The organism is Rubrivirga sp., assembly GCF_049648075.1.
Lineage (GTDB): Bacteria > Bacteroidota > Rhodothermia > Rhodothermales > Rubricoccaceae > Rubrivirga.
Genome location: NZ_JBARYR010000154.1, coordinates 1 through 15,984, shown reverse-complemented (window position 1 = coordinate 15,984; position 15,984 = coordinate 1). Strand labels below are relative to the sequence as shown.

The window sequence follows — 15,984 nt, the reverse complement described above, 5'->3', positions numbered from 1 at the left end:
GGTCGGTCCGGTCGCCGGCCTCGAGGTCGTCGGCGAACAGGCCCAGCGTTTCGGCCTCGGTCTCGGTCGGCAGCGGCAGCACGCGGCGGACGCGGTGACGGCGGACGGCCGAGTAAAACGTGCGCGTGAGCACGCGGAAGAACCACGGCCGGAAGCGCGACGCGTCCTCGAGGCCGTCGAACCGTTCGAGCGCGCGGAGCAGAGCCGACTGGAACACGTCCTCGGCGTGCGACGGCGACCACCCGGCGCACAGCGCGCGGCACGTCCGGAGCGCGTCGTCGTAGTGCGGACGCAGGGCGGTCAGGAACGCGTCGGGGTCGGATCGGCGAGGCATCGAGGGCGGGGTCTCTACTAAGAAGACGGCCGGCTCAGCCCGGTGGTCGCACGGGGTCCGAGATTTCCGTCCTCGAGGACGAGAGCGCCGCGTCGCGATCCCCCGTTTCCCGGGCCGCGGCCCCTCGGCGTCGACCTCGAGGTCGCGGGTTGAGCCGTGGCACGAGGTCTGCTCGGTCACTCGTTCACAGGCCCGTGCATCCGCGCGCCGTGTCCCTCCGTAGAGGCGACTGCCACGCTCACCACCCATGCCCGACACGACGACAAAGGCTCCGAAGGCCGCGCCACTCTGGCGGCGGGCGCTGGCCTGGACGTGGGGCACCGTGGGGCGGTTCGCCGTCTGGCTGTGGACGAAGCTCCGAACCGGCGCCACGACCGTTTGGGCGAAGGTGCGAGACCCGGATTCGTCTCGGGGCAAGCGCGTCGCGTGGGGCTTTGGAGGGCTCGTCGGCGCAGGAGCGGTCGCTGGCGTGGCCGGCTTCGTTCTCGTCGTCGCGTACGCCCTCGTCTTGTGGCCCTTCACGCCGAGCGTTGGGGACCTGCGCGACGCCCGCGAGATCGACCCGTCGACGGTCGTCTCGGCCGACGGTACGACGCTGACGCGCTACGCCCGTCGAGGCCGGGAATGGCGCGCCCTCGAGGACGTCTCGCCCCACGTCGTGACCGCCCTCGTCTCGACGGAGGACCGACGATTCTACGACCACCACGGCGTCGACTTGCTGGGCTGGGCGGCGGTTCTGAAAGACGTCTCTACCGGTCGGGGGATGCGCGGCGCCTCGACGATCACGCAGCAGCTCGCGCGCAACCTCTTCCCGGACCGTGTGGGCAACGCGGCGAGCGTGACCAGGAAGCTTCGCGAGGCCATTACGGCGCTCAAGATCGAGGGGGTCTACTCCAAGGACGAGATCCTGGAGCTCTACCTCAACACCGTCCCATTCCTCTACAACGCGCACGGGATCGAGATGGCGGCGCGGACCTACTTCTCGACCGACGCGGGCTCGCTCGACGTCGTCCAGTCCGCGACGCTCGTCGGGATGCTCAAGGGGACCTCGATGTACAACCCGTACCGCCGTCCCGAGCGAGCGCTGGCGCGGCGGAATGTCGTCATCGGGCAAATGGTCAAGTTCGGCGGCCTCGACCCCGCCGAAGGCGCCGCCCTCGAGGACGAGCCACTGGGGCTCCGGTTCGAGCGGCAGTCGATGCAACGGAGCCTGGCCCCGCACTTTACCGAGCACGTCCGCGTCATGCTCGAGGACTGGGGCGAGCGGAACGGCTACAGCATCTACGGCGACGGCCTGACGATCCACACGACGCTCGACATGCGGATGCAGCGGGCCGCCGAGGAGAGCACCCGCAAGTTCGGCGACGCGCTCCAGACCGTCGCCGACGTCGAGTGGGGACGGGGCTCTGCCGAACGTCTCGGCCCAACGACGGCGCCCTACTACACGGCCTCGAGGACGACGCAGCCGTTCGAGCGGTTCTGGGACCTCCGTCGCTCCGCCGCCGACGCCTTCGTCCGCGACACGCGCGCCTACCGACGAGGCTTGGAGGCCGGGCGCGAGCCCGACGCCGTCCTCGACTCGTTGCGCGCCACGCCGACGTTCCTCGACTCGCTGCGCCAAGTCAAGATGCGACTCGAGGTCGCCATGACGGCCGTCGACCCGTCCAGTGGGCACGTCAAGGTCTGGATCGGCAGCCGCGACTACGGCCGCTCGGCCTACGACCACGTCGCGCGGGCGCGCCGGCAGCCGGGCTCGACGTTCAAGCCGTTCCTCTACGCCCGCGCCCTGGAGGAGGGCTGGCGCCCCGACGACACGCTCGTCGACGGCGACGTGGCCATCGAGATGTCCGACGGCGTCGTGTGGCAGCCGACGAACGCCAACGGCCGGTCCTCCGGCGAGTTGGTGACGCTGAGCGAGGGGCTGTCGACCTCGAAGAACACGATCGCGGCGCAGCTCGTCCAGGACGTCGGTGCGCGGGACCTGGCGCGGACGGCGCGGCGCATGGGCATCGAGAGCCGCTTGGAGGCCGTCCCGGCCTTGGCGCTCGGCACGAGCGAGGTGTCGCTGTTGGAGATGACCGGCGCTTACGCGACCATCGCCTCCGGGGGCGTCCGGCGCCCGCCCGTCGTGGTGACGCACATCACCGACCGGGACGGCCTCGAGGTCGCCCGCTTCGACGAAGACCATCGCACCGTCCTCGATGACGACGTCGCCGTCGATTTGCTGGACATGATGCGCGGCGTGGTCGACAGCGGGACGGGCTCCCAGATCCGGTCCAGCTTCGGCGCACGTGGCGACCTGGCCGGAAAGACCGGGACGACGCAGGACGGCGCCGACGGCTGGTTCTTGCTGATGCGCCCCGATCTCGTGACCGGCGCCTGGGTCGGCTTCGACGACCCGCGCGTCACGTTCCGGTCGGCGTACTGGGGCCAAGGCGGTCACAACGCCTTGCGCGTCGTCGGCGACTTCCACCGCACGGCGCAGCGCCAGGGCTTCGTCGACACGGCCCTCGAATTCCCACGCCCGCCCGACGAGGCCGAGGGGCCCGGCATGTGGGACCGATTCTCACGGTGGGCCGGAGACACTGTCGCGGGTTGGTTCGAGCCCGACGACCTGCCGAGCGACTACGGTCCGCGCACGCCTGGCCGCGACCGCTACGACTCCGAGCCTGTCGAGCGCCCTCGAGGACGGCCCGATCGCAGCGACCCGCGTGAGGAGAACCTCGAGTGGTTCGAGGAAGCTTGGGCCGACCTCGACCAGATTGAGGACCCGTTCATCCGCGACGCGGCCCGAGAGGTCTTGCGCCGCGCGGCGCAGGAGTTCGAGCGGAGCGGTGGGCGTGACGGTTGGGCGGAACGCATCCGTGACGCTCGCGACCGCGCCATCTCCCAGGCTGCCCGAGAGCTCGAGCGCGAAGTCGGTCTGGATGGCCTGGACGAGTTCCTCGAAGAGCAGTCGCGAGACCGTCCTCTCATCGAGAGCGGGGCGGGCGGCGTCTTCGAGGACGAGGAGGTCCTGGACGGCCTCGAGGCTGGCCCCGTCGAAGAGGCGCCCGTCGAGCCGGAGGCGCCCTCGAGGCCGGACCGCCCCGGAGACGTGCCGCCGGAGGCGGGGCGGATCGGCTGGTAGCTCGCGTTACCTGGCGTCATGCCTGAGCGGCTGAGAGGTCCCACCACCCTCCCGCACATGCGATCTCTCCTTCTCCTCGCGCTGGCGGCGTCCCTGGTCGGATGCGTCGGCCTCGAGGAACTCTACCGACAGGCCGACCGCTTCCCCACAGACCGGCGTTACGACGAGCGCGGTTACGACAACCGAGGCGTCGATCGGTACGTCCGCGAGGTCGATCGGGCCGTCCGGCTCGACCGTCGGCAGGAAGAGCGGGTTCGCGACGTGCTCTACGACCGGTCGTACCGCTTCGAGGACCGGTACCGGCGAAGCCGCGTGGAGTCCCCGTTCCCACGCCGTGCTCGCGCTTCTCGCGAGGTCGACCGGTTCTGGAACGACACCGACCGGGCCATCGAGCGCCAGCTACGCGGACGCCAACGCCGCGAGTACCGCCGGTTTACTCAGCGCTTCGAGCGTGACCGCGACCGGCGCTACGACCGGCGCGACCGGCGCGGAGACGACGACGACGACGATTGGGATGACGACGACGACTAGCGCGCCGTCCTGATCGCCATCCACTCCTGGCTCGGCCTCGAGGTCGTGCGGACTCGCCCACTCGAGGGAATCCGACCTCAAGGTCAAGCTGTGTCGGGGTCGACGCCCGGCATGCTCGGGCCGCATCCTCGAGGGCGCAGACGCTACGCATCAGTGCTGATGAGGGCCGTGTCCGCTCGTCGGTTTCCGTCTCGAACTGCTCTCCGCCCCCCACAGTTATCGGCCGACCCTGAGTGATGACTTCCTGAACCGACGGTAGCGGACGGGACGCCGCTGACCAAGACGCGATCAGGTCGTCTCACCTTCCGGAGACCGCGCACGCCATCCCGATCAGACCGTAGATCAAGCTGGTGCGTCGAGAGGTGGCCCGGCGCCCTCGAGGACGCTAGCCGAGAAACAACTGGTAGATCGCCACCAGGAACGCGATCACCAGGATGTTGGCGATCGAGATCGGCAGCATGTACTTCCAGCCCAGGTTCATGAGCTGGTTGTACTTGAAGCGCGGCAGCGTCCAGCGGATCCAGATGAAGCAGAAGGCGATGAACGAGACCTTCGCGACGAAGAACCCGACCTGCAAGAGCGTCAGCAGGACGCCAGGGATCGCGTCGGCGTAGAGCGCTTCCCACGGCAGGAGGTAGCCGCCCAGGAACAGCGTCGTGATGAGCAACGACGCGATCCACAGGTTGACGTACTCGGCCAGGAAGAACATCCCGAACTTCATCCCCGAGTACTCCGTGTGATATCCGCCGACCAACTCCTGCTCAGCCTCGGGCAAGTCGAACGGCGCTCGGTTGGTCTCGGCCAACGCGCACACGCTGAAGACGACGAACCCGACCGGGTTGCGGACGATGTTCCAGGCGAAGATGCCGGCCTCGGGGTGGTTCTGGCTCTCGACGATCACGAACAGGTCGAGCGATCCCGAGTAGAGCACGACCGACAGCGCCGCGGCGCCCATCGCGAGCTCGTACGAGATCATCTGCGCACTCGAGCGCAGGCCGCCGAGCAGCGAATACTTCGAGTTCGAGGACCAGCCGGCGAGCGTCACGCCGTAGACCGAGATCGAGGTCAGCGCCAGCACCATCAACAGCCCGACGCCCATCGGCGCGATGGCCAAGGCCTCGCCGCCCGGCGTCCGCGCCCAAGGGATTAGCGACCCCGTCGTCATGGCGATCACCACCATCAAGACCGGGGCCAGGCTGTGGATGAACGCGTTGCCCTGCACCGGGACGATGTTCTCCTTGAACATCAGCTTGAACACGTCCGCGAACGACTGCAGGATGCCCCCCGGCCCGACGCGGTTCGGCCCCGACCGCTCCTGGATAAACGCCGACACCTTCCGCTCGGCGTAGACCAGCAGCGACGCCGTGATCAGGAAGACGTTGAGGACGAGGAAGATGACGATCGGCAGATCGAGCACCTCCCAGACGGAGACGAGAAAGCTGAGGACGGAGTCCATTCGGAGCGGTAAAGCGCGGGGGCCAGACTACGGCCGTTTTGGCGTGCTGGGCAGAGGGTGAAGCCCGAAGTCGAAGGATCTCTACTGAGGACGCGGCCTGCGGATGGAACCCCGGGCAGCGCGGTCAGGACGGCGACGTGGGAAAGTGGCGCCGTCCCCGAGGCCGGCCTGCGACCTAGAGGACGGGCCGGAGAGCAGCTACGCCTCGAGGGCGGGCGTGTCGGCAGTCTCAAGCGGGACGCCCAGCATCGACATCGCGCCGTGCGTGGCACCTTGGAACTCGGCCTTCGACGCGACCTCGGCCATGATGGCCGCGGGCGACTTGTACGAGAGGTCGAGGCCGACTTCCTTGGCGACCTGGGGCAACGTGGCCCAGCCCGGGAGGCAATCGACCTGGTTGTCCTCGTCGTGCCAGCGGTCGAACGGCGTCCCGACCTTGCTCCGGCGTCCGACGCCGGTGCCCAAGGCCATCAGGAGCGACCGGTTCATGGCCTTGACCATCTTGGCGGGGCGCAACAACTGGGCGCGGCCGTCCTCGTTGACGTAGGTGCCCAACGTCTCGACCGACATCGCGATCGGGAGCGAGACCGTGAACGGCGTCCTCGAGGTCGTGTGCGTCGCGTGGAGCACGACTGGTACGTCCTCGAGGTCGGCGCCGTCGAGGACGGCGTGGGCGACGGGGTCTTCTTGGAGGATGTAGACGAGCTTGGCGCCGGCGACGCGGCTGCGGAAGACGCTCGGGTCGACGGGCGCCATGCCCAGGCGCAGGCAGCCCTCGGTGTTCGGCGACGGGTCGCTCGAGATCAGGAAGTCGTCGCCCTCTTGCCGTCCTCGATGGTCGATGAACTGCGGCGCTTGGGCACCGACGGAGGCGGCGAGCTTGACCAGCAGGTAGTTGTCCTCGACGGTCGCGGTTGACGAGCCGAGGAAGACGACGTCGCTGCCGGCGGCCTTGAGCAGACGTCCGGCCTCGCGAGCCGCGGCCTCCCAGGTCGTCGGTGCTCCGCCGATCAAGGGGCCGGAGGCGCGGTCCTCGTTGTAGGACTTGTAGACCAACCTGGCCACGTCCGGCATCCAGGACTCGTTGACGTCCTGGTTGTCGCGCGGCGTGATGCGCAGGACCTCGTTGTTCTTGGTCCAGACGGTCACGTTGATGCCCTTGCCACCGAAGTCCGAGATCGTCGGCGTCTTGTCCATCTCCCAAACGCGCGCCTGGAACCGGAAGTAGTCCTCGGTCAGCGCGCCGACGGGGCAGATGTCGGCGGTGCACATCGAGTACGGGTCGTCGAAGACCTCGCCCGGCGCCGTCATCGGGTGGTTCTTGTCGCCCCGGTTGATGATCGTCAACTGGTGCGTCTCGGTGATCTCGGCCGTGAACCGCGTGCAGCGCGTGCAGTTGATGCAGCGCTCGGCGTCCAAGACCACGTTCGGCCCGAGCTGGACGCGCTTGGGCTTGTGGACCTTCTCGAACTCGAAGCGGCTGCCCTCTGGCCCGTACTTGTAGGCCTGGATCTGCAACGGACACTGACCGGCCTGGTCGCAGATCGGGCAGTCGAGCGGGTGATTGGCCAGCATGATCTCCAGGTTGTCGGCCTGGGCCTCGGCGACCTCGACGGACGACAGCTGGGTGTGGACCACCATCCCCTCTGTCGCGTCGAGCGCGCAGCTCGGCATCAACTTGGGGAAGTAGTTGATCTTCTGGTTGCCGTCGTCATCGAGGACGGGCTCCTTGGTCGCCCGGTCGAACATCGGCGTGCCGGCCTTGACCAGGCACTGGCGACAGTTGGCCGGGATGGAGAGCGACTTGTGGTAGCAGAAGTGGGGGACTTCGGTCCCCTCGTCGAGCGCGAGCTGGAGAATCTTCGTCCCTTCGTCGGCTTCGTACTCGACTCCGTCGATCGTGACCTGTGGCATGTCGTGTTCTGTCTAGGGGGCTAGGCCTCGAGGGCGTCGTCCTCGATGGTGGTGCCGGCGGGGCCGCGCTCGACTTCGGCGCCGAGCGCGGTCAGGACCAAGGTCTGCTTGGGCTCGGTGATGGCCTCGAGTTCTTCGGCCGTTGCGCCGCCGTCCTCGGCAAAGTGGCGCTGGTCGTCGACGGACTCGGTCGTGACCTCGAGCATCCCGATCAGGCGAACGGTCGCGCCGTTGACGTCGGTCGGGAAGGTGTATTCGTAGGTGCCGTTGTCGTCGCGCGGGACCTCAACGCGGACCGTGCGGCCGTCGGCGTCGGCGAGGGTCAGCCAGCAGCCGGCGTTTTGGCACACCTCACGGACCGTGCCTTGGACGGTCACCGAGCGGCCGGCAAAGTCCTCGGCACCGGCGATCAACTCGTCGGGTGACAACGCCTCGCCGCCAGGAACTGTCGTGCCCAACGGGCCGGTCGCTGTTTCTTCCATCGAGGGCGCGGCCTCGAGGTCGGCGTCGGTCTCGGACGTGCCGCACGCGGCCAGGACGAGGAGGAGGGGAAGGAGTCGGTTCATGGGAGCGAAAGTAGAGGCCGCGGAGGGTGTCTAGTGCGACCTCGAGGTCGCGTCTTCGAGGTCGGTTACGGTGTGCCGGTCGGGGTGAGCACCTTGTCGCCGTCGACGGCCGCCCCGTCACCGGACGACTCGAGGTCGGCCCCGGCGAAGGCGGTGGGCTGGCAGCGGGCCTCGAAGTCGGCGCGGAAGCGCTTGATGCCCCAGCGGACCGGCCACGCGGCGGCGTCGGCGAGCGCGCAGACGGTCCGGCCTTCCATCTGGTCGCACAGGTCCAGCAGCAGGTCGAGGTCGCGGGTGTACCCGTTGCCCTCGTCGATCCGGGCGAGCAGCTTCTCCATCCAGCCCGTCCCGTCGCGGCACGGCGTGCACTGACCGCAGGACTCGTGATGATAAAAATGGGCGATGCGGCGCGTGAAGCTCACCATGTCGGTGTCCTCGTCCAGGAAGCACAGGCCGGCGGTGCCCATCGAGGACCCGGCCTCGCGCAACGTCTCGGCGTCCATCGTGGCCGGCTGGGCCATCTCCCACGTCAAGGGCGGTGTGGACGAGCCTCCGGGCACGACGGCCTTGATCTTCTTGCCACCGCGGGCTCCGCCGGCGACCTCGAGCAAGTCCGAGATCAGCATGCCCGTCGGGTACTCGTAGACGCCCGGCTTGTTGACGTGGCCCGATATGCCGTACAGGACCGGCCCCGTGTGCTTCTCTGGCCCGATCCCCGCGAACCACTCGGCGCCGCGGTTGACGATGAGCGGGACGTCCGCGAGCGTCTCGACGTTGTTGATCGTGGTCGGCATGCCGAACACGCCCTTCTGAGCGGGGAAGGGCGGCTTGATGCGCGGGTACGCGCGCCGGCCCTCGAGCGAGTTCATCAGCGACGTCTCTTCGCCGCAGATGTAGGCGCCGGCCCCCGCGTGGACGACCACGTCCATCGAGAAGTCCGTGCCCAGGATGTTCTTGCCGATGTAGCCCTTGGCGTACGCCTCGTCGACGGCCGTCTGGACGTGCGTGACGTAGTCGTCGTACTCGCCTCGGATGTAGAGGTAGCACGTCTTGATCGTCATCGCGTAGCCCGCCAGGATGATCCCCTCGATCATCAGGTGCGGGTTGTACTCGAAGATCTGGCGGTCCTTGAACGTGCCCGGCTCGGACTCGTCGCCGTTGCAGCACAGGTACCTCGGCTTGTCCGGGTCGACGGGCGGCATGAACGACCACTTGAGCCCGGTCGAGAACCCGGCTCCGCCGCGGCCCCTCAGCCCCGAGGCCTTGACCTCGTTGGTCAGGCCCGTCGGGTCGAACTTGCCGTTCTTGACGACGTCGCGGAGCGCCTTGTAGCCGTCGGCCTTCTCTTCGTAGACCTCGATTTTGTGGAGGTCCTTGATCGGCGGCAGGATGACGCGCTCGAAGCTGCGCCAGTCGCCGGCCTTGGACTGTCCGGTAAGAAGCGTGTCGGCCATGGTCTTGGGGGAAGTCCGACCTCGAGGTCGGGTCGTAGAAAGCTAGGAGTGCGTGCGGGTGCGGCGGTTCGTCCTCGAGGCGCCGGTCTCGAGATCGAGAGGCTCGTCCTCGAGGACGGAGAACTGGTCGATCACGCGGTCGGCGTGGTCGAGAGCCGGAGACTCGGGGAGGTCGTGGACCAGGAGCGCGAGCTCGCGGAGCGCGTGGTAGATCTTGCGCCGCGGCGTCGTGGACTGGCTAACGCCCTCCATCATTCGAACGAAGGGGCGGCCGAGCGTGAACACGGCGAGTGCGACCAATAGGAACCCAGCGACGAATGCGGTCTCACCCATCAGAGCGAACAGTCCAGCTGTCGCCACCATCATCGCGGTTCCGAACCCGATCCCCCAGCCGACGGCCGGGTGGGACGCGTCGAGGCCGCGGTCCATCTTGGCGATCTCGTCCTCGATGAACGCGAGGTTGAGGCTCTTGAGGTGCTTTTTCTCCGCGTACGTCAACCCGATGGTGCCAGTCCCATGCCCGTATTGGCTCGCAAGCTCAAGCTGCTCGAGCAGGATGCGGTGGACGCGGCGCTCATCCGGCGTTAGGCCCGACGCCGGAGTCGCCCTCGAGGTCGAACTGCGGCTCGGCCACGGCGTGTCCTTGAACGGCTTGTGGGTCGGCTCGAGTCCGCGCCCTCGAGGTCGGACACGTGGTTCCGGCGCCCGATCTCTGGGGTTGCTCTCGTCCTCGAGGACGACGCGCTCGAGGTCGGCGGGCTCAATCGTGATGCCGGCGTCACCGAGGGCCTTCGAGACCGGCCCGCGCACGTCGAGCCGGAGCGCGGCCTGGGCGGCGGCGGCTCGGATCTGACGGTCGGCGAGGCGGGCGGTTGGCACCTAGTGGATGGTCTCGGAGACGGGCGGCGTTTGGTACGTGTCCACGACCTCGGCATCGGTGCGTCGGTTGCCGCCGAGCTCCGTCTCGTCCTGGGGGAGCGTGATGCTCTCGAACGGCAAGACGGCACCGGCGTCGCCGACGGGTACGTCCGCAGTCGCTTGCGCGCGTAGTGCGTCGATCATCGCGTCGAGCTTCTCTTCGGTCAGGTTGTGGACGTAGGGGCCGTTCGTGACCTGGAGCATCGGAGCGGAGCCGCACGCGCCCAGGCACTCGGCCTCTTGGACGGTGAACAGGCCGTCCTCACTCGTCCCGCCCTTCACAACGCCCAGCTTGTCCTCGAGGTAGTGCAGCACGTCGTAGCCGCCGCACACTTGGCACGAGAAGCACGTGCACACGTCGAGGACGTACCGGCCTTTCTCCTCCTTGAAATACTGCGTGTAGAACGTGGCCACGCCGTAGACCTTGGCGTACGGGATGCCCAGCGTCTCCGCGACCAGCTTCATGATCTCGGGCGGGAGCCAGCCCCACTTCCGCTGGGCCAGCCACAGCGTCTTCATCACGGCGCCGTCGGGCGTTGGGTACTGCGCCCGGTAGGCCTCGATGGCTTTCTGCTCATCGTCGGTCCAGACCAACTCGGCGTCGGAGAACGTGCGCTCGGGCGCCTCGCCAGGGACGTACTGCGGCGTCGGGGAGACGAAGGGGCCGGGAGTTTCAGGAGTCATAATCCGTTCAGGGTTCGGGGCTCAGGGTTCGCTCAGGTGCAGGTCCTTGCGAACCCTTACCTCTGAACCCTGACCCGCTATTTGTCGCTGTCGCCGATGACGGGGTCCACGGAGCCGATCAGGACGACGGTGTCGGCCACCATCGCGCCCTCCATCATCGTCTCCAGGCCCTGCAAGTTCTTGAACGAGCCGGTCACGATCTTGGCGCGCCACGGGCTGCCGGTCCCGTCCGAGACCAGGTGGAAGCCGAGCTCGCCCTTGGGGCTCTCGATGGCGTGGTAGCACTCGGCGCCCTTGGGAGGGGAGACGCCGGTGTCCGTCATCATGAAGTCGTGGATCATGCCCTCCATCGAGTAATAGACCTCGTCCTTGCTCGGGTACGCCGCCTTGGCATTGTCTGTGCGGACGGGACCCTTGGGCAAACGGGCCAGGCACTGGCGGATGATCCGGACGGACTCCTCCATCTCCTCGACGCGCACGAAGTACCGGGCGAGCGAGTCGCCCTCGGTGCGGATCGGGATGTCGAAGTCGACCTGGTCGTAGACGAGGTACGGCTCGAAGGCACGGATGTCGTGGGCCACGCCCGAGGCGCGCAGCGTTGGGCCGGTGTAGCCCTCCGCGATCACGTCCTCGCGCGAAAGGACACCGACGCCCTCGTTCCGGTCGATCCAGATCCGGTTGCGGTTCAGCAGCTTCTTCCAGTCGGCGATCTGCTTCTCGAAGTCGTCGCAGAAGCTCTCCGTCATGGCGAGCGACGTGTCCGAGAAGTCGAACGCGAGTCCGCCGATGCGGGAGTGCGAAACCGTGAAGCGGGCGCCGGCGATCTCGTCGAAGATGGAGTAGATCTCCTCGCGGTACTTGAACGTCCATAAGAAGACGGACAGCGCGCCGGCGTCCATCACCATCGTCCCCGCCCACAGCAGGTGGGCCGAGATCCGGGCCAACTCACAGCCGATCGTCCGCAGCCACTGCGCCCGCTCGGGGACCTCGATGCCGGCCAGCTTCTCGACCGCGAGGCACCACGCCACGTTGTTCGAGTACGGCGACATGTAGTCCATGCGGTCCGTGTAGGGCATGAACTCCTGGTAGGTCTTCGCCTCCGCCAGTTTTTCGATGCCGCGGTGCAGATACCCGATGTCCAACAGGCACTTGTCGATGGTCTCACCGTCGAGCTGGCAGACGACCCGAAGCGCGCCGTGCGTCGCCGGGTGCTGCGGTCCCAGGTTGAGGACCATCTTGGACTCGAGCGGGTCCTCCGCGATCATCGGGACCGCCGAGAGGTCCGCGCCGTCGCCGCCGACCTCGAGGCCCTGGGCCTTCGCCTTGGCGTGGGCGACCTCGACGGCCGCCTGCTCCGCCTCGGCCTCGAGTTCGACCTGAGTGTGGCGGTCCGCTAGCGCTTGGTAGAGCGCGGCGTTGTGGCGGGGCCAGAAGGTGAACAGGTCCTCTGACGTGCCCGGCGCCGCGGCGTGCGCTCGAGATGTGTTCTGGTCCGTCGTCGCCATGGGGGTGTGCGACCTCGGGGCCGCGTCAAGGGGGGAGCCGGCCTCGAGGCCGGGCGGGGTCAGTCGGCGTCGGTCGAGAGGTCCTTCGGAATCATGCCGTGGGCGCGGGCGTACGGGTCCGGCTGGAGCTCGCCGTCGGGCGAGTTCGGGGGCAGCGGGAGCGAGCCGGGGATGCCCAACGTTGGAAATTCCTTCCGCAGCGGGTGGTACTCGAAGTCCTCCGGCATGTAGATGCGCCGGAGGTCCGGGTGCCCGGCGAACCGGATGCCCATCATGTCCCAGGCCTCGCGCTCGTGCCAGTTGCCGCCGGGGTAGACGTCGACGATGGTCGGGACCTCGAGGTCGGACTCGTCGACGCGCACCTTGAGGCGGATCCGTTTTTTGGCCTCGAGGGCGCACAGGTTGTAGAAGACCTCGTAGCGGTCGTCCTCCGTGAACCGGTCGACGGTGCCGATGTCGGTCAAGTAGTCGAATCCAACCTCGTCGTGCAGGAAGCGGCAGACGTCGTTGATCCGACCTTTCTCGACGAAGACCGTCGTCTCGCCGGCGTAGCCGACCACGTCCTGGATGGCGTCGCCGAACTCCTCCTGCAACGCCGAGAGGACCTTCGGGACGACCCACGTCAACTTGGCGTGGGGGTTCTCGGTCTGCAGCCGCTCCATCTCACCCGCGAGGGCAGAGCGCGGCGTAAAGTGGAACTTGAGCGTCTGCGACTGCTCGGCCGGATCCAAGAACGGCGCGTCGTCGGGGCCGCCGACCATCGCGTCGGAGACGGGCGACAGGGACACCGTCGAGGGCGGTGTCGGCGTGGTCTCGGCCCCGTGACCGTCGGTGTTCTCAGCCATGACTTACGCGGTAACGGGAGTGCCGTCAGGAGTGACGAGCCGGCCCTCGATGAGCTGGTTGGGCTCCTCGGTAAAGCGGACGTCCTTGGCGACCGACTCGGTCACGCGGATCTTCTCCTGGATGTCCATCAGCGCGTGGATGATGGCCTCCGGGCGCGGCGGGCAGCCGGGGATGTAGACGTCGACCGGTAGAAAGTTGTCGATGCCCTGGACGACGCCGTAGCAGCGGTGCATCCCGCCGGTCGAGGCGCACGCGCCTTGGGCGATGACCCACTTGGGCTCGGCCATCTGGTCCCAGATGCGGCGCACGGTGTGGGCCATCTTGTAGGAGCACCAGCCGGCGACGATCATCAAGTCGGCCTGGCGCGGCGAGAACCGCATGGCCTCAGACCCGAACCGGGCGACATCGTACTTCGGGCCGGCGAACCCCATCATCTCGATGGCGCAGCAGGCCAGGCCCATCGGCATGGGCATGAGGGAGTTCGACCGCGCCCAGTTGACGACCGAGTCGACGGTCGTGGTGAGAAAGCCGCCTTCTTCGCTGAACATGGTGCGAGGGGGAGTGTCAGTGCTAAACGGGCGATGCGCTGCGGTGGTCCGCTGTGCACCATTTTCAATCAAAAGTGAAAGCTGCGGATCCGTCCTCGAGGACGCGTCCGCACGGAGTCAGTCCCAGTCGAGGCCGCCCTTCTTGACGTCGTAGATGAGCCCGACGACCAGGATGAAGATGAACACGCCGATGATCGAGAGCGACGCGAGCGCGGCTCCACCGCCGGCCTCGAGGAACGTTCGGAACGAGACGGCCCACGGATAGAGGAAGACGAGCTCGACGTCGAACACGATGAAGATCATCGCGACCAGGTAGAACTTGACCGAGTACCGGTCGCGCGCCGTTCCGACCGGGTCCTGGCCGGACTCGTAAGGGCTCTCCTTGACCGCGTTCGGCTGGCTCGGGCCAAACTTGTTCGCCACCAGAAGCAGCGTCAGCGCCAGGCCCAGCGAGAGCAGGACCATCAGGAAAAGCGGGAGGAACTCAGCGAGCATCGCGACCGGGCAGAGGGAACCCGAAAGCTACGACCTCGGGCGCCGGACGCGGGTCCGGGATGTCCCGTCGTCGATGGACCTTGCGGGAAGCTCCGCCGCCCCCGAGGGCGTGACATCGTTCTGCCTCGGCCGACCTCGAGGGCGTCGCCCACAAGCAGTCGTGTTCGTCCGGCACGCTGACGCCTGGGCTTCCGGGCGAGCACGGCCTCGAGGTCGGCGTGGCGCGCGTCGAGAAGGGGAGCGCCCTACCAAGCGCTCTCGGCGTCGCTCGGGCCGACAAAAAGGCGCGGCCCCGTCCTCGAGGCCGCGCCCGTCGTCCCTGTCCGCGTTGGCTACTCGACCTCGAAGGCGTCGGCGGCGACGGTCGGGGAGAGGTCGTAGGACTGGATCGTCGTCGTCTGGGAGAGCTCGCCGCCGTCGGTCTGGACGGTGCGGAAGGGGAGCATCAGCCCGTCGACGTCGCGGTAGTCGCTGAACTCGACCACGACCTCCATCGGCCCCTCCGGCCCGACGGCCGTCGTCATCGCGCGGACCGGCCGGCCGTCGGCATCGAGGACGTAGGTGACCGGCGTCGACAAGCCCGAAGCGCTGATTCGGATCTGGTCTAGGCCGTCCATGGGCGCGAGCGCCTCGGCCTCGAGGTCGGCGTACTGCGTCATGAGGAACACGGGCGAGAGGTAGGCCTGGTCGCGGACCTGGGCGGCGAGCTGGGGCGGGGCCGGCTGCGACTGGCCGCCGACCATCAAGAGCCCCTGGCCGTCGTTGAGGACGACCGTGATCTCGCCGAACGGCGTGTTCTGCTGTGCACGCATCCGGTTGGGCGGCGCCATCAGCGTCGTGCCTGAGATGGTGTTGCCGGCCATCGGGCCTTGCGCGACTTCGGTCTCCGTCATGGTCGCGTAAACCTCGAGGGCGGCGAAACGGTCGGCTCCGCCCATCGCGTTGGCTGCGCGCTCGAGGGCGGAGGCGCCTGCGACGGTGTCGCCCGCGGGACCCACGGGAGCGCCGGTCGGAATCGCGATGTCGATGGTTACCGGCGTGCCGAGCGCTGTGAGCGGTTGGTCGAAGTCGTCGGCGCGTCCGAGCACCAGGATCTTTGCCTCGTCCGGCTTGAGGTACCGCTGCGCGACGCGCTGGACGTCTTGCGAGGTCACGGCCTCGATGCGGTCCTTGAGCGTCTGGAGGAAGTCGGCCGGGTAGCCGTAGCGGTCGTAGGTGAGCACGCGGCGGAGCACCTCGTCCTTGGTGTCGAAGTTGAACACGAACGAGTTGAGGTAGCTGTCCTTGGCGAGCGCCAGGGCCTCCGGCGTCGGAGGCGTGGTCTGCATCGACGCGATCACGCGCTGCATGGCCTGGACGGCTTCGACGGTGCTCTCGGACTTGGTGAACACGCCGCTGTAGAACACGCTGGGCGCGTCGTAGCCGGCGCCGTACTGGCCGAAGACGGCGTAGGCCAAACCGAGGTCGGTGCGGACGGTCTGGAACAGGCGGCTCGCGAAGCCGCCGCCCAGGATCTCGTTCATCACGCGGACCGCCGGGTAGTCGGGGTCGTCGAGCTGCAGCTCGCCGGGATGGGCGATCTGGATCGTGCTCTGGTTGACGT

General features: G+C 67.9%; 14 protein-coding genes. 2 read left to right on the top strand and 12 right to left on the bottom strand.

The window, feature by feature from the left end:
- On the bottom strand, window positions 1-334 hold a 334-nt coding region (locus tag WBA11_RS04365; RefSeq protein ID WP_424519505.1), incomplete at its 3' end, for an RNA polymerase sigma factor.
- Window positions 335-581: 247 nt separating this feature from the next.
- Between WBA11_RS04365 and WBA11_RS04360 the strand changes: the two genes are divergently transcribed.
- Window positions 582-3,464 (top strand): penicillin-binding protein 1A, encoded by a 2,883-nt coding sequence (locus tag WBA11_RS04360; RefSeq protein WP_424519504.1) that lies wholly within the window; start codon window positions 582-584, stop codon window positions 3,462-3,464.
- Window positions 3,465-3,521: 57 nt separating this feature from the next.
- Window positions 3,522-3,995 (top strand): hypothetical protein, encoded by a 474-nt coding sequence (locus tag WBA11_RS04355; protein WP_424519503.1) that lies wholly within the window; start codon window positions 3,522-3,524, stop codon window positions 3,993-3,995.
- Between the two features lie 385 nt (window positions 3,996-4,380).
- Here WBA11_RS04355 and nuoH read toward each other — a convergent pair whose 3' ends face one another.
- From nuoH to WBA11_RS04300, 11 genes are all read right to left on the bottom strand, one after another.
- Window positions 4,381-5,451: an NADH-quinone oxidoreductase subunit NuoH gene (gene nuoH / locus WBA11_RS04350; RefSeq protein ID WP_424519502.1), complete on the bottom strand. Its 1,071-nt coding sequence runs from the start codon at window positions 5,449-5,451 to the stop codon at window positions 4,381-4,383.
- Between the two features lie 198 nt (window positions 5,452-5,649).
- Entirely contained in the window at window positions 5,650-7,365 is a 1,716-nt protein-coding gene (locus WBA11_RS04345; RefSeq protein ID WP_424519501.1) for a 2Fe-2S iron-sulfur cluster-binding protein, read from the bottom strand.
- Between the two features lie 20 nt (window positions 7,366-7,385).
- Complete coding sequence (locus WBA11_RS04340) at window positions 7,386-7,931, bottom strand: DUF4920 domain-containing protein (RefSeq protein ID WP_424519500.1); 546 nt, start codon at window positions 7,929-7,931, stop codon at window positions 7,386-7,388.
- Between the two features lie 65 nt (window positions 7,932-7,996).
- Window positions 7,997-9,385 carry an NADH-quinone oxidoreductase subunit NuoF gene (nuoF, locus tag WBA11_RS04335; RefSeq protein WP_424519499.1) on the bottom strand — a complete coding sequence of 463 codons (1,389 nt, stop codon included), beginning with the start codon at window positions 9,383-9,385 and terminating at the stop codon, window positions 7,997-7,999.
- Window positions 9,386-9,427: 42 nt separating this feature from the next.
- Window positions 9,428-10,264 (bottom strand): hypothetical protein, encoded by an 837-nt coding sequence (locus WBA11_RS04330; protein WP_424519498.1) that lies wholly within the window; start codon window positions 10,262-10,264, stop codon window positions 9,428-9,430.
- Window positions 10,265-10,987 carry an NADH-quinone oxidoreductase subunit NuoE gene (gene nuoE, locus WBA11_RS04325; RefSeq protein ID WP_424519497.1) on the bottom strand — a complete coding sequence of 241 codons (723 nt, stop codon included), beginning with the start codon at window positions 10,985-10,987 and terminating at the stop codon, window positions 10,265-10,267.
- A gap of 77 nt (window positions 10,988-11,064) precedes the next feature.
- Complete coding sequence (gene nuoD, locus WBA11_RS04320; RefSeq protein ID WP_424519496.1) at window positions 11,065-12,492, bottom strand: NADH dehydrogenase (quinone) subunit D; 1,428 nt, start codon at window positions 12,490-12,492, stop codon at window positions 11,065-11,067.
- A gap of 59 nt (window positions 12,493-12,551) precedes the next feature.
- A complete protein-coding gene (locus WBA11_RS04315; protein ID WP_424519495.1) occupies window positions 12,552-13,337 on the bottom strand; it encodes an NADH-quinone oxidoreductase subunit C in 786 nt (261 codons plus the stop codon).
- Between the two features lie 3 nt (window positions 13,338-13,340).
- On the bottom strand, window positions 13,341-13,886 hold the full coding sequence (locus WBA11_RS04310) for an NADH-quinone oxidoreductase subunit B (RefSeq protein WP_424519494.1): 546 nt from the start codon (window positions 13,884-13,886) through the stop codon (window positions 13,341-13,343).
- Window positions 13,887-14,003: 117 nt separating this feature from the next.
- Window positions 14,004-14,381, bottom strand: a complete 378-nt coding sequence (locus WBA11_RS04305; protein WP_424519493.1) for an NADH-quinone oxidoreductase subunit A — start codon at window positions 14,379-14,381, stop codon at window positions 14,004-14,006.
- A 332-nt stretch (window positions 14,382-14,713) separates the two neighbouring features.
- Window positions 14,714-15,984: M16 family metallopeptidase (locus WBA11_RS04300; protein ID WP_424519492.1), on the bottom strand; the 1,271-nt coding region annotated here is incomplete at its 5' end.

Excerpts from the sequence above, each read along its gene's own strand:
- WBA11_RS04360 (WP_424519504.1), top strand. The coding sequence starts at position 582 with ATGCCCGACACGACGACAAAGGCTCCGAAGGCCGCGCCACTCTGGCGG.
- WBA11_RS04355 (WP_424519503.1), top strand. The coding sequence starts at position 3,522 with ATGCGATCTCTCCTTCTCCTCGCGCTGGCGGCGTCCCTGGTCGGATGC.
- nuoH (WP_424519502.1), bottom strand. The coding sequence starts at position 5,451 with ATGGACTCCGTCCTCAGCTTTCTCGTCTCCGTCTGGGAGGTGCTCGAT.
- WBA11_RS04345 (WP_424519501.1), bottom strand. The coding sequence starts at position 7,365 with ATGCCACAGGTCACGATCGACGGAGTCGAGTACGAAGCCGACGAAGGG.
- WBA11_RS04340 (WP_424519500.1), bottom strand. The coding sequence starts at position 7,931 with ATGAACCGACTCCTTCCCCTCCTCCTCGTCCTGGCCGCGTGCGGCACG.
- nuoF (WP_424519499.1), bottom strand. The coding sequence starts at position 9,385 with ATGGCCGACACGCTTCTTACCGGACAGTCCAAGGCCGGCGACTGGCGC.
- nuoE (WP_424519497.1), bottom strand. The coding sequence starts at position 10,987 with ATGACTCCTGAAACTCCCGGCCCCTTCGTCTCCCCGACGCCGCAGTAC.
- nuoD (WP_424519496.1), bottom strand. The coding sequence starts at position 12,492 with ATGGCGACGACGGACCAGAACACATCTCGAGCGCACGCCGCGGCGCCG.
- WBA11_RS04315 (WP_424519495.1), bottom strand. The coding sequence starts at position 13,337 with ATGGCTGAGAACACCGACGGTCACGGGGCCGAGACCACGCCGACACCG.
- WBA11_RS04310 (WP_424519494.1), bottom strand. The coding sequence starts at position 13,886 with ATGTTCAGCGAAGAAGGCGGCTTTCTCACCACGACCGTCGACTCGGTC.
- WBA11_RS04305 (WP_424519493.1), bottom strand. The coding sequence starts at position 14,381 with ATGCTCGCTGAGTTCCTCCCGCTTTTCCTGATGGTCCTGCTCTCGCTG.